Consider the following 21,909-nt stretch of genomic DNA (forward strand, 5'->3'; position numbering starts at 1 on the left):
AGTTAATTCTTAGACAGGAGACTCCATGAAACAGTCCTTTATTCTCTCAGCCCTGGTGTGCGCACTTACTGTTCCGTTTGCCGTTCAGGCCCAAACCAAAGCCACTGCGGCGGAGGCCACTGCCATGGTCAAAAAGGGTGTGGCGTTCATTAAGACCAATGGCAAAGACAAAGGTTTCGCCGAAATCAGCAACAAAGGCGGCCAATTCAATGACCGAGATTTGTATTTGACGGTTTACGGAATTGACGGCACGGTACTGGCGCACGGCGCCAACGGCAAAATGGTTGGCAAAAACCTGATTGACCTGAAAGACATTGATGGCAAAGAATTTGTAAAGGAACGTGTTGAACTTGCCAAGTCCAAAGGCACGTTCTGGCAAGACTACAAGTTCACCAACCCGGTCAGCAAAAAAATCGAACCCAAGAGCATGTACTGCGAAAAGCTTGATGACGCGGTTGTGTGTGGCGGCATTTACAAATAGTTCCGCAACGCGTTCAAGAGACTGGCGGGGTGGATTTTGACACCCTGCCTATATTTTCTTTTTTTTGAGAAATGCCATGAAGTTAAGCATCAAGCTGCTGCTCGCACCCTTGTTGACGGCCATCGTGCTGTTGGCATTTGGACAAATCAATGCCTTCTTGATGACCCGTGCGGCCGATGCCAATGAGGTCGGCTTCAAGGCGGGTCTGGAAAACTTCAAAACCATGGCAGATGTCCAGCATCAGCTTGGGCTGATTCATTCGGGCATTTACCGAACCCTGGGCTTGATTGGCTCCATGGATGACGCCAAAGTTGCTGCATTTCGCGCCGATGTGGCCAAGCAACTGAGTGGTGTCTCACGGGTGGCCAGCGCCTTGGCACAGTCCCAGACAAACAACGCCAAATTCCAGACGGACATGGCCGGTGTGGTCGCTCAAATTACCAAGTACGCAGGCCAAGCCGATTCGGCCATTGACCTGTCGTCCGTCGACCCCAACACCGGCATCGCTGCCATGCAGACAGCCGACAGCACCTTCATCGCGCTGAACAAAACCGTCAACGTGCTAGAGGCCAGCTTTGAATCAGACGCCGAAGCAACCGCCACCGCCGCACAGGTTCGATCGCGCAATACCAATGTGGTGCTGACCCTGTTGGGCTTGTTGGCGGCCGCCGTAGCCGTTTGGTTGTCATGGGTGATGCAGAAGAAAATTGTCAATGAGTTACAGCGGGCGTCCCAGGTGGCGAGCGACGTGGCCGCGGGCAATTTGACCGTTGACACCAGCACCGCCCGTGCTGACGAAGTAGGTGATTTGATGCGGGCATTGGCAACCATGCAGGCCAGTTTGATCTCCGTGGTCAGCCATGTGCGCCAAGGCTCAGAATCAGTAGCGACTGCCAGCGCCGAGATCGCGCAGGGCAACCAAGACCTGAGCGACCGCACCGAAAGCCAAGCCAGCGCGCTGGAGCAAACCGCCGCCAGCATGGAAGAACTTAGCTCGACCGTGAAACAAAACGCCGACAACGCCCGCCAGGCCAACCAACTTGCCATGAGCGCCAGCAGCGTGGCCATCCAGGGCGGCGAAGTGGTAGCCCAGGTGGTTGACACCATGAAAGGCATCAATGAGGCTAGCCGCAAGATCAGCGACATCATCAGTGTGATTGACGGCATTGCGTTCCAGACCAACATTCTGGCGCTGAACGCTGCCGTAGAAGCCGCCCGCGCCGGCGAACAGGGCCGTGGCTTTGCGGTGGTGGCCAGCGAGGTGCGCAGCTTGGCCGGGCGCAGCGCCGAAGCCGCCAAGGAAATCAAGACCCTGATCAACGCCAGTGTCGAGCGCGTGGAGCAGGGCACCACGCTGGTCGATCAGGCTGGCAGCACCATGCAGGAAGTGGTCAGCAGCATTCGCCGCGTGACCGACATCATGGGCGAGATCAGCGCGGCCAGCAACGAGCAAAGCCAGGGTGTCAGCCAGGTCGGTGAAGCGGTGACACAAATGGACCAGGTGACGCAGCAAAACGCTGCCTTGGTGGAAGAAATGGCCGCAGCAGCAGGAAGCCTCAGGTCACAAGCGCAAGACCTGGTGCAAACCGTGGCGGTGTTCAAACTCGGCGCCGGTGATGCCACCCACATGGCCGTGCCCACCGCAGCCGTACGCTCGCACCCGCCCAAGGTCAGCAACTTCAAGGGGGCTGACCGACGTGCTGTTGGCACGCCAAAAGGTGCAGCAGCACGTGGCCAAGCCGCACCCAGCAGACCGACACCAGCCAAACCAGCCGCCCCGGCACCATTGGCAGCCCCCTCGCCCAAGCCCGCAGCCCAGGCCAGTGGCAGCAACGATGGGGATTGGGAAACGTTTTAAGCAAGCCGCGGGCGCTCAAAAATCCCGAATTGGTTTGAGGCATACTGATTTGCAGCTCAAATAAATTGAGCGAAGGTGATCAACATGTTTAATTTCTCCACCATGCCCGTGGCACGTCGTTTAGGGTTTCTGGTGTCAAGTGCCGTGCTGGGCATCGTCATTCTGGCAACGGTATTTCTGTGGTCAGAGCGTGCCCTGATCTTGGCTGAGCGCCAGAGCGGTGTGCGCCAAACCGTGGAGCTGGCCCACGGTCTGCTGACGCACTATCAAACGCAGGTCGCGCAGGGAAAAATGCCTGAAGCACAGGCCAAACTGGATGCACTGGCTGCCATAAAGACACTGCGCTACAGCGGTAGCGAGTATTTCTGGGTCAATGACATGCAACCCGCCATGGTGATGCACCCCATCAAACCAGAGTTGAACGGGCAGGATTTATCGGGATTCAAGGACGCATCGGGCAAGCTGCTCTACAACGACTTTGTCGCGGTGGTTAAAGCCCGGGGCGAAGGCTTTGTGCCTTACTTGTGGCCCAAACCGGGCAGCACCACACCTGTTGCCAAAATCTCTTACGTTAAAGGGTTTACGCCTTGGGGCTGGATTATTGGTTCGGGTGTGTATGTGGACACCGTAGATGCTGCGGTGGTCAGCCGGGCCATCAGTTTTGCCGTCGGTGCGCTGCTGTTAATTGGCGCCCTGCTGGCCATTGGGGTACTGATTTCACGCAGCATTCTTAAACAACTCGGCGGCGAGCCCGCTGATGCAGCCGCCATCACACAACGGATGGCTGAAGGTGATTTGTCGGTAGAGATTGCGCTCAAGCACCCTGCAGAGCCCAGCTTGCTCAACGCCATTGCGCAAATGCGCGACAAGTTTGCGCTGATCGTTCACGAGGTTCGCCAGGGCTCCGAAGGTGTGGCCACGGCCAGCGCCGAGATCGCGCAGGGCAACAACGACCTGTCGGCTCGCACCGAAAACCAGGCCAGCGCCCTAGAAGAGACCGCGGCCTCCATGGAGCAACTCAGCGCCACCGTCAAGCAAAACGCTGACAGCGCGCTGCAGGCCAATCAACTGGCCATGAACGCCAGCACGGTGGCCGTGCGTGGCGGCGAGGTGGTAGCGCAAGTGGTGGACACCATGAAAGGCATCAATGCGAGTTCGCGCAAGATTGCCGACATCATTGGCGTGATTGACGGCATTGCCTTTCAGACCAACATCCTGGCGCTGAACGCTGCGGTAGAAGCGGCACGTGCTGGCGAGCAGGGCCGCGGTTTTGCTGTGGTCGCCAGCGAGGTGCGGTCACTGGCCGGGCGTAGTGCCGATGCGGCCAAGGAAATCAAGGCGCTGATTGGCGACAGTGTGACGCGGGTTGAGCAGGGCAGCGCACTGGTTGACCAAGCCGGCGCAACCATGGCTGACGTGGTCAGCAGCATCCGCCGGGTGACTGACATCATGGGCGAAATCAGCGCCGCAAGTACCGAGCAAAGCCTGGGCGTCAGCCAGGTGGGTGAAGCCGTGACGCAAATGGACCATGTGACACAGCAAAACGCCGCGCTGGTCGAGCAAATGGCTGCGGCTGCCAGCAGCCTGAAGACTCAGGCGCATGAACTGGTGCAGGTGGTGGCCGTATTCAAGCTCGGGGCGGCTGATGCCCAACACAGCCAGGCGCTGCCCAGCACATCTGCCGTGCCACGCCGCCTGTATTGATCTGAATCAAAGCGGGCTACAGGCGTAGAATTTTAAGACGCCTGATTGGAGAATCGCATGAAGTTCAGTTCCCGCATCGCTGCATTTGGGGTCATCCCATCGGTGCTTTTTATCATCGGGCTGGTCACCAGCATTGGCGCCCTGATGAGTGCCCAACGGGAATTTGACCGCTATATCAACACCGAACAAGCGGTCGAGCGGTCACTGACCGACATGTATGCCCAAGGCCTGCAAATGGGCCAGGCTATGCGCAACATCTTGCTGGACCCACAAAACCCCAAAGCGTTCGACAACCTGAAGGCGGCGCAAGTCGACTACGACAAGGCCTATGCCCGCGCCCAGCAAAGCGCCAAGGGCGGCGCGCTTGACGCACCCTTGGCCAAATTGGCGCCCTTGCGGGCCAAGCAGGCCCAGGCGCAAGACAAAGTGCTGGCGCTGGTGGCGGCCAACGCAGATGCCAAAGACGTCATCAACAAGGAAGAAACACCGGCCTGGCGTGCGCTCAAGGCCGAGTTGCTGAGCCAGGGCAAGGTGGCCAGCCAGGCATCCCAAACCACCTACCAGCGCGTGACGCACACCATCAGCACCACGATTGCGCTGGCCGTGGGCCTGGCGCTGGTGGCGGTGCTGGCCTCCGTGGTGCTGAGCCTGCACATGCGGACCACCTTGCGCCGAGAGCTTGGCGGTGACCCGGCCGACGCCCGCATCGCCCTGCACGCCATTGCCAAGGGCAACCTCAGCATCAACCTGCACAACCAGGGCGGCGAAGACAGCTTGATGGGCGTGATGACAGAGATGGACGTTGCGCTGAAGAAACTGGTCACTGAGGTGCGCGATTCCGCAAGCGGCATTGCCACGGCCAGCGCAGAAATTGCCAAGGGCGACGCCGACCTGTCCTCACGCACCGAGAGCCAGGCCGCAGCGCTGGAGCAGACCACGGCCAGCATGGAACAGCTGAACGACACGGTAAAGCAAAACGCCGACCACGCCCGCCAGGCGAACCAGTTGGCAATGAGCGCCAGCCTGGTGGCAGAGCAAGGGGGTGCCGTGGTGGCCCAGGTGGTCGACACCATGAAAGGCATCAACGAAGCCTCGCGCAAGATTTCCGACATCATCAGCGTCATTGATGGCATTGCGTTCCAGACCAACATTTTGGCCCTGAATGCCGCCGTGGAAGCCGCTCGTGCGGGTGAGCAAGGCCGTGGTTTTGCGGTGGTGGCCAGTGAGGTGCGCTCTCTAGCCGGACGCAGCGCAGAGGCCGCCAAAGAAATCAAGGCCCTCATCAACACCAGCGTCGAACGGGTCGAGCAAGGCAGTGCACTGGTGGACCGGGCGGGCAGCACCATGGACGAGGTGGTAAGTGCCATCAAGCGGGTGACCGACATCATGGGCGAAATCAGCGCCGCCAGCACCGAGCAAAGCCTGGGCGTGTCTCAGGTGGGCGAGGCCTTGGCACAAATGGACCAGACCACCCAGCAAAATGCAGCCATGGTGGAAGAAATGGCGGCTGCCGCAGCCAGCCTGAAAACCCAGGCAGATGACCTGGTGCAAACCGTGGCGTTGTTCAAGCTCGGCGCGGGCGACCAGCATGCGTTTTAAATACCCAAAACGCTACTTAATCAATAGCTGCTAACGCTTTCACAACAAGGACTAGAGCCATAAAAAGCATATAAAATCAGCGCACAACCAAATCGGCCATGTCACGCCAAAGAACGATGCTGTGCAATCGGCTTGGTGATTTTCAGGCTGTAGCGTGCGCGCAGTTCATGCGTCGGGGTTGCCATACGCGACACCCATGCCACCGGTAACCACGGCCAGCACGGCGGCGCCATAGGCTTCAAGTTTGCGTGCGCCGATGCCGCTGATGCCTTGCAAATCGTCCAGCGACTGCGGCGCATTCTGCGCAATGGCGGCCAGCGTGGCGTCATGAAAAATCACGTAGGCGGGCAAGTTGTGGGCTTTGGCCACGTCAAAGCGCCAGGCTTTCAGCGCTGCAAAACGGGTTTGACCCGCCGTGTCCAAGTCCACCGGGGCTTTGGGTGCGGCACTGGTGGTGGCGCTGCCACGGCGCGACTTGCGCTCAGCCGGCTGCGCCAGTGACACCCGCAAGCGCACCGGCACGTCACCCTTGAGCACGGCGCGCGACGCATCGGTGAGTTTCAGGGTGTTGAACGCCTGAGCATCAACCGCCACCGCGCTGATGGCAATCAGCTGGCGCAGCACAGCGCGCCACTGCGTCTCAGACAAATCGGCACCAATGCCAAAGGTGCTGACGCTGGCATGGCCATATTGCGTGATTTTGTCGGTGGTTTTGCCACGCAAGATGTCCATCACATGACCGGAGCCAAAACTGAAGCCGCTCATTTGCTGCACGCGGTAGATGGTGGACAGCAGCTTGCGTGCGGCATCAGTGGCGTCCCACACATCGGGCGGCTGCAGGCAATTGTCGCAATTGCCGCAGGGTGTGCTGGCCTCATCAAAATACGCCAGCAAGCGCACTCGGCGGCAGTCGGTGGCTTCGGCCAGACCCAGCAAGGCTTCAAGCTTGCCACGCAAGCCTTGCTTGAATTCCTCAGCCGCCGGGCTCTCGTCAATCATGCGGCGCTGGTTCACCACGTCTTGCAGGCCGTAACACATCCAGGCATCAGCAGCTTGGCCGTCGCGCCCGGCACGGCCGGTTTCCTGGTAGTAGCCCTCGATGTTTTTGGGCATGTCCAGGTGCGCCACAAAACGCACGTCGGGCTTGTCTATGCCCATGCCAAAGGCGATTGTTGCCACCATCACCACACCTTCGGTCCGCAAAAACTGATCCTGGTTGGCTTGGCGCACTTTTGAGTCGAGCCCGGCGTGGTACGGCAAGGCGGCAATGCCTTCGTCACACAGCAGGTTGGCAATGTCTTCGACCCGCTTGCGCGACTGGCAATACACAATGCCGGCGTCGCCCATGTGTTCGCTGCGTATAAAGCGCAGCAGTTGCTGGGTGGCGTCGCGTTTTTCGACAATGGTGTACCGAATATTGGGGCGGTCAAAGCTGCTGACAAACAGCCGTGCGTCTTCCAGTTGCAGGCGTTCAATGATGTCGGCACGCGTCAAGGCATCGGCCGTGGCGGTGAGCGCAATGCGCGGCACTTTGGCGTAGCGCTCGTGCAGCACCGTCAAGGCACGGTACTCCGGCCGGAAATCATGGCCCCACTGGCTCACGCAATGCGCCTCGTCGATGGCAAACAAGCTCAAGGCCCCGCGCTCGTAAAGCGAATCAAGCTGCGCCAAAAAGCGCGACGTGTTGATGCGTTCGGGCGCGGCGTAGAGCAAGGTGATGTTGCCTTGCACCAGGCGTCGCTCGGTGTCTGACGCTTCCTGCATGCTTAGGGTGGAATTCAAAAACGCAGCGCTCACACCGGCCTCATGCAAAGCGCCCACTTGGTCATGCATCAGCGCAATCAGCGGCGAAATCACCACCGTGATGCCCTGCCCGGCTTGCTGCCTGGCAATGGCCGGAATCTGGTAGCACAGGCTTTTGCCGCCGCCGGTGGGCATCAGCACCAACGCATCACCACCGCCCGTGACGTGCTCAATGATGTCGTGCTGCGGCCCGCGAAAACTTGCATAGCCAAAAACGGTTTGAAGAATGGATTCGATCGACAAGGTGTTTTACTACTGTATTTATAGCTGCTTGCGCTTATTCTACAAGGGCTAGAGGCTTAAAATGCTTATAAATTGAGAGCACGGCCAGACGGGCACGGCAAGGCGTCTTGTATTGTCCCACCAGCACCGGGCACATCCCTGGCTTTCTACAATACCCTGCTATGAAAACCCTGACCTACACCCGCGGCCAAGCGCTGCCCGAGATTTTGCAAAAACGCATCATGGTGCTTGACGGTGCCATGGGCACCATGATCCAGCGTTTCAAGCTGGACGAGTCGCAATACCGGGGTGAGCGTTTCAAAGACTTCCACAAAGACATCAAGGGCAACAACGAGCTGCTGAGCCTGACCCGCCCGGACGTCATCAGCGACATTCATGAGCGCTATTTGGCGGCCGGGGCCGACATGATCGAGACCAATACCTTTGGCGCCACCACCGTGGCACAGGCCGATTACGACATGGCGGACCTGGCGTTTGAGATGAACCTGGCTTCCGCCAAGTTGGCCCGAGCGGCCTGCGACAAGTATTCCACCCCTGACAAACCGCGTTTTGCACTGGGCGCGTTAGGCCCCACGCCCAAGACCGCCAGCATTAGCCCCGATGTGAATGACCCTGGTGCGCGCAACATCACTTTCGAGCAGCTTCGCGCCGCCTACTACGAACAGGTGGACGCGCTGGTGCAAGGCGGTGTGGACGCGCTACTGGTGGAAACCATTTTTGACACGCTCAACGCTAAGGCGGCACTTTTTGCCATTGACGAATTTTTTGAGGCGTCAGGTGAACGACTTCCCATCATCATCAGCGGCACCGTCACCGATGCGTCCGGGCGCATTCTGAGCGGCCAGACCGTCACCGCGTTCTGGCACAGCGTGCGCCATGCGCAGCCCCTGGCAGTGGGCCTGAACTGTGCTTTGGGCGCCGCACTGATGCGCCCGTACATCCAGGAACTGGCCAAGGCGGCCCCTGACACCTTCATCAGCTGCTACCCCAATGCTGGCCTGCCCAACCCGATGAGCGACACCGGTTTTGACGAAACGCCTGATGTCACCAGCCGCCTGGTGGGTGAATTTGCCGCCGAGGGCCTGGTCAACATCGTGGGCGGCTGTTGCGGCACAACGCCTGAGCACATTGGCGCGATTCACGACAAAGTGGCGCCGCTGCCGGGGCGTGTGTTGCAAAAGAATGTGTTTTACAAGGAAGCCGCCTGAAGCCAAGCTTCAGTTAAGCCGCAACAGGTGACTCCGCATGACGCTGCTGATGTTTGTCGCTGGCCTGTTGGCCCTAATTCTGGGTGCGGAACTGCTGGTGCGAGGCGCCTCAAAACTGGCGCTGTCACTGGGCATTTCACCACTGGTGGTGGGCCTTACCGTGGTGTCGTTTGGCACCAGCGCACCCGAGGTGGCAGTGGGCATTGGTGCGGTACTTGAGGGCAAGACCGATCTGGCGCTGGGTAATGCGATTGGCAGCAACATCTTCAACGTGCTGTTCATTCTGGGAATTTCCGCGCTGATCACCCCGCTGATCGTCAACATTCAGCTCATCCGGCAAGAGGTGCCGATCATGCTGGGTGCCAGTTTGCTGCTGTTGTTGTTTTCGTTTGACGGGCGCTTGGGGCTGTCAGATGGCGTAGTTTTGCTAAGTCTGATGGTGGTTTACACCAGCTTTCTGGTGTGGCAGTCGCGGCGCCAGGGGCAGGCCGCACAAGACGAATATGCGGGTGAATTTGTCCCCGCTGCAAAAGGCGGCTGGTTGAACCGCATGCCAGCACAGCTGCTGTTGATTGCCGTGGGCCTGGCGCTGCTGGTGCTGGGCTCGGATTGGCTGGTGCAGGCTTCGGTGGTGTTTGCCAAATCCCTGGGTGTGAGTGACCTGGTGATTGGGCTGACCATAGTGGCCGCAGGCACTTCCATGCCCGAAGTCGCCACCTCGGTCATGGCTGCCATCAAGGGTGAACGCGACATTGCCGTGGGCAATGTGGTGGGCAGCAACACCTTCAACATCTTGGGCAGTTTGGGCATTGCCAGCGTGGTGGGCGCGGCCACCGGCAGCCCTGGCCTGGATGTACCTGCCTCTGCCATCAACTTCGACTTGTGGGTGATGAGTGTGGTGGCGCTGGCCTGCGTGCCGGTGTTCATGACTGGGCGGGAAATTGCCCGCTGGGAAGGCGCCGTATTTTTGGGCTATTACGTAGCCTATGTGGCGTATCTGGTGCTGGCCGCGCAAAAGCATGACGCACTGGCGGCGTTTTCAGGCGCCATGCTGAGTTTTGTGTTGCCGCTGACCGTGATCACGCTGGTGGCCGTGGGGCTTCGCAAGCCGGTGGCCACCAGCCCCTGACGCAACGTGAAAATGCCCCGCCACTGCACTTGCAGTGACGAGGCACATGGTGGTCAAGCGGGCCGCGTGGGGGCCCGCCTTGGTCAGAGTCGTGCGGCTTTCAGTGCCGCATTGAACGTGGGGCTGGGGCGCATCACGGCCTTGACCTTGGCGGCATCCGCCAGGTAGTAGCCGCCAATGTCCGCCGGCTTGCCCTGCACCGCCTTGAACTCAGACGTGATTTGCGCCTCGTTGTCGGTCAATGCTTTGGCCAGTGGCGCGAAATGCGCTTGCAGCTCTTTGTCATCCGTCTGTGCGGCCAACTCTTGCGCCCAATACATCGACAGGTAGTACTGGCTGCCACGGTTGTCAAGTTCGCCAGTGCGGGTGGATGGTGACTTGCGGTTGTCCAGCAGCTTGCCGGTGGCCGCATCCAGCGTTTTGGCCAGAATCGTGGCTTTTTTGTTGCCGGTTTTCAGGCCCAAATCTTCCAGCGACACGGCCAGCGCCAAAAATTCGCCCAATGAGTCCCAGCGCAAGTGGTTTTCTTCCACCAATTGCTTGACGTGTTTGGGTGCTGAGCCACCGGCACCGGTTTCGTACATGCCGCCACCGGCCATCAAGGGCACGATCGACAGCATCTTGGCGCTGGTGCCGAGTTCCATGATCGGGAACAGGTCGGTCAGGTAGTCGCGCAGGATGTTGCCGGTGACCGAAATGGTGTCCATGCCGCGGATGACGCGCTCCAGCGTGTAGCGCATGGCGCGCACTTGCGACATGTGCTGAATTTCCAGACCCGTGGTGTCGTGATCTTTCAGGTACAACTCGACCTTTTTGATCAGCTCGTTTTCATGCGCACGGTATGGGTCCAACCAAAAAATGGCGGGCATACCGGAGTTGCGGGCACGAGTGACGGCCAATTTGACCCAATCGCGAATCGGTGCGTCCTTGACCTGGCACATGCGCCAGATGTCACCTTCTTCAACGTTTTGACTCAAAAGCACCTCACCTGTGGCGATGTCAACAATGTTGGCGGCACCGTCTTCAGCGACCTCAAAGGTTTTGTCATGCGAGCCGTATTCTTCGGCCTGCTGCGCCATCAAGCCGACGTTGGGCACAGTACCCATGGTGACCGGGTCAAAGTTGCCATTGGTCTTGCAGAAGTTGATCATCTCCTGGTAGATGCGGGCAAAGGTGCTCTCAGGCATCACGGCCTTGGTGTCTTTCGGACGGCCATCGGCGCCCCACATCTTGCCGCCGATGCGGATCATGGCGGGCATGGAGGCGTCCACGATCACATCGCTGGGCGAGTGAAAGTTGGTAATGCCCTTGGCCGAGTCGACCATGGCCAACTCTGGGCGGTGCTCGTGGCAGGCGTGCAAGTCGCGCTCGATTTCTTCGCGCAAGGACTCTGGCAGCGTGGCAATCTTGTCGTACAGGTTGGCCATGCCGTTGTTGACATTGACGCCCAGGTCTTCAAACAGCTTGGCGTGTTTCTCAAACGCTTCCTTGTAAAAAATACGGACGCAGTGCCCAAAGACGATGGGGTGCGACACCTTCATCATGGTTGCCTTGACGTGTAACGAGAACATCACGCCAGTTTGGCGGGCATCTTCGAGTTGCTCTTCATAGAATTCGCACAGCGCCTTTTTGCTCATGAACATGCTGTCGATGATTTCGCCGGCGAGCAGTTTGGTCAGGGGTTTGAGCACGGTGGTCTTGCCGCTTTTGCCGACCAGTTCCATGCGCACATCACGCGCCTTGTCCAGCGTCAGCGATTTTTCACCGTGGTAGAAGTCACCCTTGGTCATGTGCGCCACGTGGGTGCGCGACGCCATGCTCCACTTGCCCATGCTGTGCGGGTTTTTGCGGGCATAGTTTTTCACGGCATTGGGGGCGCGCCGGTCTGAGTTGCCTTCGCGCAACACTGGGTTCACGGAACTGCCCAAGCACTTGGAATAACGCGTCTTGAGGGCTTTTTCTTCGTCAGTCTTGGGCGCTTCAGGGAAATCTGGGATTTTGAAGCCGCGCGCCTGCAATTCCTTGATGGCTGCGGTGAGTTGCGGCAATGAGGCACTGATGTTAGGCAGCTTGATGATGTTGGTGTCTGGCAGCAGGGTCAGGCGACCCAGCTCTGCCAAGGTGTTAGGCACCTTTTGTTCGGCGGTCAGAAACTCGGGAAACTCGGCCAGGATGCGGGCCGATACAGAAATGTCGGTTTTTTCGATGTCAATGCCAGCTGGCGCGGTGAAGGTGCGCACCACGGGCAGAAATGAGCACGTGGCCAGCAGCGGGGCTTCGTCGGTGAGCGTGTAGATGATTTTTGAATTGGCCATGTGTGTCCTCTTGTTTCTTGGTGGGTTGAATTCGCCCATTACTATAAAAGGAATCGCTTGCGCGAACCTTATCGTAGATTGACTTTTCATAATGTGACATTACCTTGATCCACAAAATCAACCGACTTGCCAAGACGTGCCCACCAAAGCACCTAAAATCAGGGCTCTCCAAGGAGCGTTGCAGCGGGCCAAACAGCCTGTCAGGCTTGGATATTCGCAACGACGCTCACCTGATTTTTGATGTTTACAGGTGAGTTGCATGTCTGAAATGATTGTTCCCCCCATGAAGTTGTCTGGCCTGGAGCCAGTCACTATCGGCACACTGTCGCCCACGCAAGACGGCGCTGCGCCCAGCGCATCGTTTGTCAACATTGGCGAGCGCACCAATGTGACCGGCTCCAAGGCATTTGCCCGGATGATCTTGAACGGTGAGTTTGACCAAGCCCTGAGCGTGGCGCGCCAGCAGGTGGAAAACGGCGCACAAATCATCGACATCAACATGGACGAGGCCATGCTCGACAGCCAGGCGGCCATGGTGAAGTTTCTGAATTTGATAGCATCAGAGCCAGATATATCAAGGGTTCCAATCATGATTGACTCCAGCAAATGGAGTGTCATTGAGGCCGGTCTGCGCTGCGTGCAAGGCAAGCCCGTGGTGAACTCGATCAGCATGAAAGAAGGCGTGGACGCTTTCAAACACCAGGCCAAGCTGCTGCGCCGCTACGGCGCTGCCGCCGTGGTGATGGCATTTGACGAGCAAGGCCAGGCCGACACCTATGAGCGCAAGGTTCAAATCTGCGAGCGCGCATATCGCATCCTGGTTGACGAGGTGGGCTTTCCGCCGGAAGACATCATTTTTGACCCCAACATCTTCGCCATTGCCACCGGCATCGAAGAGCACAACAACTACGCGGTCGATTTCATCAACGCCACGCGTTGGATCAAGGCCAATCTGCCAGGGGCCAAGGTCAGCGGCGGTGTGAGCAACGTGAGTTTTTCTTTCCGCGGCAACGATCCGGTGCGTGAGGCGATTCACACCGTATTCCTGTACCACGCGATTCAAGCCGGCATGGACATGGGCATCGTCAACGCCGGCATGGTGGGGGTCTATGACGACCTGGAGCCCGAGTTGCGCGAACGGGTGGAAGACGTGGTGCTAAACCGCCGCCCCGACGCTGGTGAGCGGCTGGTGGAGATTGCCGACAGCGCCAAGAGCGGCGCCAAAGATGAATCGAAAAAGCTGGTATGGCGCGGCACACCCGAGCATCCGGTGACGGTTGAGCAGCGCCTGAGCCACGCCATGGTGCACGGCATCACCGATTTCATCGTGCCAGACACCGAAGAAGCCTACCAAGCCATCATCGCCAAAGGTGGCCGTCCGCTGCATGTGATTGAAGGCCCGCTGATGGCTGGCATGAGCATCGTGGGTGACCTGTTTGGTCAGGGCAAAATGTTTTTGCCGCAGGTTGTCAAGAGTGCCCGCGTGATGAAGTCGGCTGTGGCGCATTTGATTCCGTACATTGAAGAAGAAAAGCTGCGCGACGAAGCGGCCGGGCGTGACGTGGCCACCAAGGGCAAGATCATCATCGCCACCGTGAAGGGCGACGTGCATGACATTGGCAAAAACATCGTCACCGTGGTCTTGCAGTGCAACAACTTTGACGTGGTCAACATGGGTGTGATGGTGCCCTGCCACGAGATTCTGGCGCGCGCCAAGGCCGAGGGCGCAGACATCATTGGCCTGTCGGGCCTGATCACGCCGAGCCTGGAAGAAATGCAATATGTGGCCGCCGAAATGCAGAAAGACGATTACTTTCGCATCAAAAAAATCCCTCTGCTGATTGGTGGCGCCACCACCAGCCGGGTGCACACCGCCGTCAAAATTTCGCCGCATTACGAGGGGCCGGTGGTTTACGTGCCCGACGCGTCCCGCAGCGTAGGCGTGGCGCAAAGCCTGCTGGGCGAGGGGGTCAACGGCTTTGTGGCCGAGCTCAACACCGACTACGAACGTGTGCGCCAGCAACATGCCAACAAAAAGGTCACGCCGCTGTGGCCGCTGGCCAAGGCGAGGGCCAACAAGACGCCGATCGACTGGGCCAGTTACCAGCCCACCCAGCCGAAGTTCATTGGCAAACGCGTCTTCAAGAACTTTGACCTGGCCGAGATTGCGCAATACATCGACTGGGGCCCGTTCTTCCAAACTTGGGATTTGGCTGGGCCGTTTCCGGCGATTCTGGACGACGAGGTGGTCGGTGTCGAGGCCAAAAAGGTGTTTGCCGACGGCCAGGCCTTGCTGAAGAAAATCATTGAAGGCCGCTGGCTCACCGCCAACGGCGTGCTGGGCATTTACCCGGCCAACACCGTCAACGACGACGACATTGAGTTGTATACCGACGAAACCCGCAGCACCGCGGCCATGACCTGGTTTGGCCTGCGCCAGCAAGCCGCCAAGGAAGAGATCGATGGCGTGATGCGCCCGAGTCGCTGCCTGGCTGATTTTGTGGCGCCGAAGTCGAAAACCCAGGACTATGTGGGTGTCTTTGCCGTGACTGCCGGCATTGGCAGCGAGAAGAAGGAAGCGCAGTTTCTGGCGGCGCATGACGACTACAGTGCCATCCTGTTCAAGTCCCTGGCGGACCGGCTGGCTGAGGCTTTTGCCGAATGTCTGCACAAAAAGCTGCGCGCCGATTTGTGGGGCTATGTGCCTGATGAAGCACTGCCCACCAAAGACCTGATCGCCGAAAAATACCAGGGCATCCGCCCGGCCCCCGGCTACCCGGCCTGTCCCGACCACAGCGTGAAAAAAGACATGTTTGCCCTGTTGCAGTGCGAAGACATCGGCATGACGCTGACCGAGAGCCTGGCCATGAACCCCGCGGCCAGTGTCAGCGGCTTCTACCTGGGCCACCCTGAAGCCACCTATTTCAGTGTCGGCAAGATTGGCGACGACCAGCTCAAGGACTTGGCGGCGCGGCGCGGCATGAACGAGCGCGATCTGCAGCGCTTGCTGGCACCTAACTTGTGAGCCGTATCATGAGAGACCCAACCCACATCCCAGCCCAGACCCCCTCATCGGGCGGCAGCAAAACGCTGTGGGCCGCCACCCTGGTGCTGGTTGTGGTGGTGCTGGCCATGGGTGCCGCGCTGATCCGCATCCAAAGCCAACCGATTGAGCCCCGCATGGCCGTGCTACCCCAGCCGGCTTCAGTGGCCAGCACCAGCCCACCCGCCACCGATGCAAGGTCCGCCACACCTGCGGCATCTGCCGTTGCGGGCCCCGCGACGGCGACCTCAGCCGAATCGGCCAGTCCAAAAGTTATAGAACAAAATAGGGCTCCAGCCCTTACAAATAAAGCGCAAGAAGCTATTAATTCTGAAACAAGTCAGGCCATTGAGATCACCGCGAAGCCTAGGCCCGTCTTGCCACGCCAACCCGAGCCGGCGGTTTTGAAGCCGCCCGCACTGGGCACGTCTCATACCCCCTGAACCACAGCAACCCTTGCCACGCTGACCCGGTGGCGAGGTTGATCGCACCATCCGTCAGCTCGTGGCTCAGACGTCGCGGACCGGGTGCCGTTGTGCCAGCGCCAAAGCCAACACGCCCAGCACACTCAAGGCCAGCAGCAGCCACAAACCGTGGCGGTAGCCGACCTGTGGCGACCACATCACCCCCAGCAACAGCGGTGCCGCTGCCCTGGCCAGCGCCAGTGGCACGCCCAGAGCGCCGTTCAAACTGGCCACATGATCACGGCTCACGTACTGCGCCATGGCGGTGCCTTTCACGATGGTGAGCATGCCATTTCCCAGGCCATAAACCGCCACAAACAAACCCACCACCGCCACCTGCCATGCGCCCGTGAAAGGCGCTAGCAGCAACACCAGCACCCCGAGCGGAATCAGCATGGGAATCAGGCGGTTCACCACATGCAGATCGGCATGGTGCTCAAACAAATACAACAGCAGGCGCCCCAGCACCTGCGCCAGACCAATGGCGGCGGGCAGAGCAATCACCCAAGTTTCTGGCAGATGGTTCTCACGCAGCAAGCTCACCATGTGGGCGGGAATGGCCACGGTGACCGACATCATCGTGACCGTGAACACGCCAACCCACAGAAAAGGGGCAGTTCGCACCAACTGCCGCAACGCCGCCGATCTGGCCTGGCCAGCCTGCGCATTTGCTGACGCCCCGGCCCCGGCGCGGTTTTTTGGCACAGGATACGCCGGCGCACCTTTGAGTGTCAGGGCGTGCAGCGGCGCGCACACCAGCCAATGCAGCAGCGCCAGACAGAGCAGGGTCTGGCGCCAACCCAAACTATTGATCAAGCTGGAGGTGAGTGGAATAAAAACCGTACTGGCCAGCCCACCCAAAAATGTCAAGGTGATGATGGCGCGGCGAAAGTCATGCGGAAAGCGCCGTGTCACCAATGCAAACGCGGGCGAATAAAGAACCGCGGCCATCGCCGCGCCCAGCCCCAACCAGACCACATACAAGCCAGCCAAACCAGTCACCTGACTGTGCAGGGCCAGGCACAGGCCCGCCAGCAGCGAGCCCCCGGTCATGACTAGCCGCTCATGGCCCTGGTCAATCCAGCGCCCGACCGGGTAAGCCATCAGGCCCTCGGCCAGCAAGCCCAGGCTAAAGGCCAACGAAACCTCGGCCCGGCTCAAGCCCAGGTCGCGCTCCAGCGGCTCCAAGACCAGCGAGAACATATAAAAGATGCTGCCCCAGCTGATCAGTTGCGCCAATGACAGGCGCCACACCAGGCGCGGGCTGTACACCGTGCTTGGCGCCATGCTTACAACGCCGCTTTAAGCGCCCGCCGGTACTGCATGGCTTCTGCCACGTGAGTAACTTGCGTGCTATGGGCACCGGCCAGGTCGGCAATGGTGCGCGCCACTTTCAGTGCGCGGTGGGTGCTGCGTGCCGACCAACCCAGACGCGCGGCGGCCACATTGAGGAACTTGGCGGCGGCGGCATCGAGCAGCAGGTGCTGGTCAAGCTCCTGGCCCTGTAAGGCCTGGTTCGCCACACCCTGACGCTCAATCGCTCGCTGGCGGGCGGCTGTGCAGCGCGCCTGGATGGCCGCAGTGGGCTCACCAGGCGGTGCGTTCATCAACTCGTTGGTGTTCACCGCTGGCACTTCCACATGCAAATCAATGCGGTCAATCAGTGGGCCGCTGAGCTTGCCCTGGTAGCGCGACACTTGGTCGGGCGTGCAGCGGCAGGTTTTTTGCACCGAGCCCAAATAACCGCAGGGACAAGGGTTCATGGCGGCGATCAACTGAAAGCGCGCCGGGAAATCAGCGCGCCGCGCGGCGCGCGAAATGGTGATGTGGCCCGTTTCAAGTGGCTCGCGCAAGGCCTCCAGCGCGGCGCGGGGGAACTCGGGCAATTCGTCTAAAAACAGCACGCCGTTATGAGCCAGGGAGATTTCACCAGGGCGCGGCGGTGAGCCACCACCCACCAGCGCCACTGCGCTGGCCGTGTGATGCGGGTGACAGGTAGGCCGCTGCGCCCACTGGTCAAGCGAAAAGCGCCCACCCAGGCTGGCCACCGCCGCGCTTTGCAGCGCCTCTTCAACCGTCATGGCAGGCAGCAGCCCGGCAAAACGCTGCGCCAGCATGGACTTGCCGGCCCCCGGCGGGCCCATCAGCAACAAGCTGTGGCCACCAGCGGCCGCAATCTCAAGCGCCCGTTTGGCACCCAACTGACCTTTGACATCAGCCATGTCGGGGTAACACGCCTGCTTGCCCTGCAGATTGGCAACCACCCGGCTCCAGCCAGGGCCCGGCTCGGCGGCAGCGGCCTCTGTGCCAACAGGCAAGAAGTGCTGCACCACATCGAGCAAATGGTGGGCACGGTACACCTGTGCGTCAGGAATCAGGGCCGCTTCTTCTGCGCTGCCAGGAGGCAACACCAATTGCGTCACCACATGGCCAGCGTGCAGTGCCAGGCTCATGGCCAGCGCTCCGCGAACGGCGCGCAACTCACCAGACAGCGACAACTCACCTGCAAATTCATAACCCGCCAGCCGTGCGCCATCAATTTGCCCACTGGCCGCCAGAATGCCCAAGGCAATCGGCAAGTCAAAGCGGCCTGAATCTTTCGGCAAATCGGCTGGCGCCAGGTTCACGGTGATGCGTTTGTTGTTGGGAAACTCCAGGCCCGAGTTTTGAATGGCCGAGCGCACCCGCTCACGTGCCTCTTTCACTTCCACATCAGCCAAACCTACGAGCGTAAAGCTGGGCAACCCATTGGCAAGGTGCACCTCAACGGTGACCGCAGCAGCATCAAGCCCCAGCAGGGCTCGGCTTTGCACCAAAGACAGACTCATGGGCTTTCCTCACAATAAAAGCGCACCATGTTGGTGCTTACTGGTTATTTATACAGACATCTTAGCGCAGTGCTAGCCACGCAGGTCGTTTTAGCCCGGGATACATCAGCCAAAAAGTTTGGCACGAACCCTGCTTAGTAGCCTGCGTCAACCCAAAACGCTTGGACCAGACCATCTTTACCGCTCTAGGAGTTCGCATGAAACTTGTTACTGCCATCATCAAACCCTTCAAGCTCGATGAGGTGCGCGAAGCGCTCTCAAGCATCGGCGTGCAAGGAATCACCGTCACTGAAGTCAAGGGCTTCGGGCGTCAAAAAGGCCACACCGAGCTGTACCGCGGCGCGGAATACGTGGTCGACTTTTTACCCAAGGTCAAGGTCGAGGCCGCCATCGATGATGCGCTGGTCGACCAGGTGATCGAGGCCATTGAAGGCGCGGCACGCACCGGAAAGATTGGCGACGGCAAGATTTTTGTCACGCCGGTCGAGCAGGTCATCCGCATCCGTACCGGAGAAACCGGCAAAGAGGCGCTGTAACCCGTCAACCCAGATACGAGAACATCACCATGAAAAAATTACTCGCAACCCTCACTCTAGGTTTGAGTCTGCTTATTGGCGGCGCGGCAATCGCCCAAACCCCTGCAGCACCCGCCGCATCGGAAGCGGTGGCTACGGCATCTGCACCAGCGACTGCCGCCATGGCTGAAGCCAAACCTGCCGATGCAGCTGCACCCGCTGTAGCACCCGCTGCAGCGGCACCCGCCGAAGCAGCCGCTGCCCCGGCACCCGTTCCCAACAAGGGCGACACATCCTGGATGATGGTCTCCACCCTGTTGGTGATTCTGATGACGGTGCCTGGCCTGGCGCTGTTCTATGGCGGCCTGGTCCGCAGCAAGAACATGCTGTCAGTGCTGATGCAGGTCATGGTCACCTTCTCGATGATCGTGGTGCTGTGGTTCGTTTACGGCTACAGCCTGGCGTTCACCGAGGGTAATGCGTTCTTTGGCGGGTTCGACAGGCTCTTCATGAAGGGCATCTGGGACAACGCCGCAGGCACGTTTGCCAACGCTGCCACCTTCAGCAAGGGTGTGGTCATTCCTGAAATCGTGTTTGCCGCGTTCCAGGCCACGTTTGCCGGCATCACCGGTGCACTGATCGTCGGCGCCTTTGCCGAGCGCATGAAGTTCTCTGCCGTGCTGATGTTCATGGTGCTGTGGTTCACATTCAGCTACGCCCCAATTGCCCACATGGTGTGGTTCTGGATGGGCCCTGACGCTTACGGCGCCAAAGACGTGGTCGATGCCATGAACGCCAAGGCCGGTTACATCTGGCAATCCGGCGCACTGGACTTTGCTGGCGGCACGGTGGTGCACATCAACGCGGCTGTGGCTGGCTTGGTAGGTGCTTACATGGTGGGCAAGCGCATTGGCTACGGCAAGGAGTCCATGGCACCTCACAGCCTGACCTTGACCATGGTCGGTGCATCCCTGCTGTGGGTCGGCTGGTTTGGCTTCAACGCCGGTTCTGCGCTGGAAGCCAACGGCTTTGCCGCCCTGGCCTTCATCAACACCTTTGGTGCCACGGCAGCTGCGGTGCTGGCATGGTGCATCGGAGAAGCGCTGATGAAGGGCAAGGCGTCGATGCTGGGTGCTGCATCAGGTTGCGTGGCTGGCTTGGTAGCCATCACACCAGCGGCTGGCAACGTCGGCATCGGTGGTGCGCTGATCATCGGTTTCCTGTCCGGCTTTGCTGGCTTGTGGGGCGTGAATGGCCTGAAGAAACTGCTAGGTGCTGACGACTCGCTGGACGTGTTCGGTGTGCATGGCGTCTGCGGCATTTTGGGCGCCATCCTGACTGGCGTGTTCAACAGCCCAGCCCTCGGCGGCCCTGGCTACGTAGCTGACTGGGTGACAGCCACCATGGTGACACAGGCTGACTACTCCATCGCAGCCCAAGTGTGGATTCAGACCAAGGCGGTGCTGACCACCGTGATCTGGTCTGGCGTGGTGTCCTTCGTGGCCTACAAGATTGTTGACCTGACCATTGGTCTGCGTGTCAGCGAAGAAGCCGAACGCGAAGGTCTGGATGTCACCTCACACGGCGAGACGGCTTACGGTCGTTAAGAGACAGTTCGGCTGCTGGCGCCAAGAGCTTGCAGCCTAAAATCAAGACGTTTGCCTTGAGACTTAGCCCACCCAGCCCCGGCTGCGGTGGGCTTTTTTGTCTAATGCGCGCCACCTCAGAGGTCAATTCATGCGCCACATTTTGGAATGAATTAAGGTGCAGGCTTCCCCGGTGACACACGGTCATCGGATTTCTTTTTTGGCTCAACTTTGGTTCTTTATGACTCAACTCTCCCCTGCTGGCATCAACGCCATACAAGACATTGCCCAGCGCCACGGCTTCAGTTTTGAGGCCGTACAAAGCATGCTCATTTCCGTGATCAACGGCAATGGCAGCATGGCGCAATTCAGCCACTATGAATTTGGCGGGTCCGGCCAGTGGATGCAAGGCGGCATGACCATGATTGGCGACATGTTCAACAACAACCTCAAGGGCCGGGTCGACAACTTATGCGCCGAACTGTCCCGCCTGATCGCCAACCAGCCAGATTTGATGCGCACGGGCAGCTTCCAGAGCCAGACCCAAAACGGCAACACGTCTTACAACAGCTTTGGCGGCTCTTCTGGCGACAACACCAACCCCAACAGCCTGTTTGTGGCTGCCCCGGCGCAAGCCAACTGGTGGGGCCCAGACCTGAAGTGGCCCAACAGCTCCGGCGGGCAAAACGGCATGCGTTACGCCTGGTTTTCACAAGCTCACCGCCTGGCCATGGAAATCAACGGGCAGGTCATCATCTATGACACGCTGGACCACAACATCGGCGGCGTGTCGCAACAAAGCGGTAGCAACTCGGCGTCGTTTTCCAGCCAGTATGGCTATGTGGATTTGCAGCAACTGCCGGTCATCAGCATCAATGGCCAGCCACCCCTGGCACCGGCACCGCCGCCCATGCCCAGTTACGCCCCCAGCGACAGCAGCCACGCCCAGAGCAGTTTTGCATCGCCCAACCAAGTGGCAACATCAACCGGCGGCCACCACGATATTTTTGCCAGCCTGGAGAAGCTCGCCGCCCTGCAAAGCCGGGGCATTTTGAGTGATCAGGAGTACGCCAGCAAAAAGGCAGAGTTGCTCAGCCGCCTGTAATCCGGGGTCGCAAGGGGGTTTGCCCCCT

Annotated in this window: 15 protein-coding genes and 1 riboswitch; of the genes, 11 read left to right on the forward strand and 4 right to left on the reverse strand. The window is 59.5% G+C overall.

Translation table 11 applies throughout. From position 1 onward, the window contains the following. The first annotated feature begins 25 nt into the window (after nucleotides 1–25). From PHQ58_RS06220 to PHQ58_RS06235, 4 genes are all read left to right on the forward strand, one after another. Nucleotides 26–481, forward strand: a complete 456-nt coding sequence (locus PHQ58_RS06220; protein WP_300108508.1) for a cache domain-containing protein — start codon at nucleotides 26–28, stop codon at nucleotides 479–481. 76 nt (nucleotides 482–557) lie between these two features. Then, nucleotides 558–2,339 carry a methyl-accepting chemotaxis protein gene (locus tag PHQ58_RS06225; RefSeq protein ID WP_300108511.1) on the forward strand — a complete coding sequence of 594 codons (1,782 nt, stop codon included), beginning with the start codon at nucleotides 558–560 and terminating at the stop codon, nucleotides 2,337–2,339. Between the two features lie 84 nt (nucleotides 2,340–2,423). Continuing rightward, on the forward strand, nucleotides 2,424–4,043 hold the full coding sequence (locus tag PHQ58_RS06230; RefSeq protein WP_300108514.1) for a methyl-accepting chemotaxis protein: 1,620 nt from the start codon (nucleotides 2,424–2,426) through the stop codon (nucleotides 4,041–4,043). Nucleotides 4,044–4,100: 57 nt separating this feature from the next. Further along, complete coding sequence (locus PHQ58_RS06235; protein ID WP_300108517.1) at nucleotides 4,101–5,642, forward strand: methyl-accepting chemotaxis protein; 1,542 nt, start codon at nucleotides 4,101–4,103, stop codon at nucleotides 5,640–5,642. A gap of 165 nt (nucleotides 5,643–5,807) precedes the next feature. Here PHQ58_RS06235 and recQ read toward each other — a convergent pair whose 3' ends face one another. After that, complete coding sequence (recQ, locus tag PHQ58_RS06240) at nucleotides 5,808–7,688, reverse strand: DNA helicase RecQ (RefSeq protein ID WP_300108519.1); 1,881 nt, start codon at nucleotides 7,686–7,688, stop codon at nucleotides 5,808–5,810. 161 nt (nucleotides 7,689–7,849) lie between these two features. On the opposite strand from recQ, the gene PHQ58_RS06245 reads away from it, so the two are divergent. Both PHQ58_RS06245 and PHQ58_RS06250 read left to right on the forward strand, forming a co-directional pair. Continuing rightward, nucleotides 7,850–8,896 carry a homocysteine S-methyltransferase family protein gene (locus PHQ58_RS06245; RefSeq protein ID WP_300108521.1) on the forward strand — a complete coding sequence of 349 codons (1,047 nt, stop codon included), beginning with the start codon at nucleotides 7,850–7,852 and terminating at the stop codon, nucleotides 8,894–8,896. A gap of 37 nt (nucleotides 8,897–8,933) precedes the next feature. Next, complete coding sequence (locus PHQ58_RS06250; protein ID WP_300108524.1) at nucleotides 8,934–10,025, forward strand: calcium/sodium antiporter; 1,092 nt, start codon at nucleotides 8,934–8,936, stop codon at nucleotides 10,023–10,025. 83 nt (nucleotides 10,026–10,108) lie between these two features. Here PHQ58_RS06250 and PHQ58_RS06255 read toward each other — a convergent pair whose 3' ends face one another. Beyond that, on the reverse strand, nucleotides 10,109–12,340 hold the full coding sequence (locus PHQ58_RS06255; RefSeq protein ID WP_300108527.1) for an NADP-dependent isocitrate dehydrogenase: 2,232 nt from the start codon (nucleotides 12,338–12,340) through the stop codon (nucleotides 10,109–10,111). A 164-nt stretch (nucleotides 12,341–12,504) separates the two neighbouring features. Further along, a riboswitch (S-adenosyl-L-homocysteine riboswitch) is annotated at nucleotides 12,505–12,575 on the forward strand. Nucleotides 12,576–12,599: 24 nt separating this feature from the next. Here PHQ58_RS06255 and metH point away from each other — a divergent pair. After that, nucleotides 12,600–15,365: a methionine synthase gene (gene metH, locus PHQ58_RS06260; protein WP_300108530.1), complete on the forward strand. Its 2,766-nt coding sequence runs from the start codon at nucleotides 12,600–12,602 to the stop codon at nucleotides 15,363–15,365. An 8-nt stretch (nucleotides 15,366–15,373) separates the two neighbouring features. Further along, nucleotides 15,374–15,826, forward strand: a complete 453-nt coding sequence (locus tag PHQ58_RS06265) for a hypothetical protein (protein ID WP_300108533.1) — start codon at nucleotides 15,374–15,376, stop codon at nucleotides 15,824–15,826. A gap of 66 nt (nucleotides 15,827–15,892) precedes the next feature. On the opposite strand, the gene PHQ58_RS06270 is transcribed toward PHQ58_RS06265, so the two are convergent. Then, nucleotides 15,893–17,134, reverse strand: coding sequence for an MFS transporter (locus PHQ58_RS06270; RefSeq protein WP_300108535.1), 1,242 nt, complete (start codon nucleotides 17,132–17,134; stop codon nucleotides 15,893–15,895). Between the two features lie 2 nt (nucleotides 17,135–17,136). Continuing rightward, a complete protein-coding gene (locus tag PHQ58_RS06275) occupies nucleotides 17,137–18,675 on the reverse strand; it encodes a YifB family Mg chelatase-like AAA ATPase (RefSeq protein ID WP_300108537.1) in 1,539 nt (512 codons plus the stop codon). Nucleotides 18,676–18,872: 197 nt separating this feature from the next. On the opposite strand from PHQ58_RS06275, the gene glnK reads away from it, so the two are divergent. The 3 genes from glnK to PHQ58_RS06290 all read left to right on the forward strand — a co-directional run bounded on the left by glnK (nucleotide 18,873) and on the right by PHQ58_RS06290 (nucleotide 21,881). After that, complete coding sequence (gene glnK / locus PHQ58_RS06280; protein ID WP_300108540.1) at nucleotides 18,873–19,211, forward strand: P-II family nitrogen regulator; 339 nt, start codon at nucleotides 18,873–18,875, stop codon at nucleotides 19,209–19,211. A 29-nt stretch (nucleotides 19,212–19,240) separates the two neighbouring features. Beyond that, nucleotides 19,241–20,797, forward strand: a complete 1,557-nt coding sequence (gene amt / locus PHQ58_RS06285; protein WP_300108543.1) for an ammonium transporter — start codon at nucleotides 19,241–19,243, stop codon at nucleotides 20,795–20,797. 220 nt (nucleotides 20,798–21,017) lie between these two features. Next, entirely contained in the window at nucleotides 21,018–21,881 is an 864-nt protein-coding gene (locus tag PHQ58_RS06290; protein WP_300108546.1) for an SHOCT domain-containing protein, read from the forward strand. Nucleotides 21,882–21,909: the final 28 nt, after the last annotated feature.

This window comes from Rhodoferax sp., from assembly GCF_028688795.1.
GTDB lineage: Bacteria > Pseudomonadota > Gammaproteobacteria > Burkholderiales > Burkholderiaceae_C > Rhodoferax.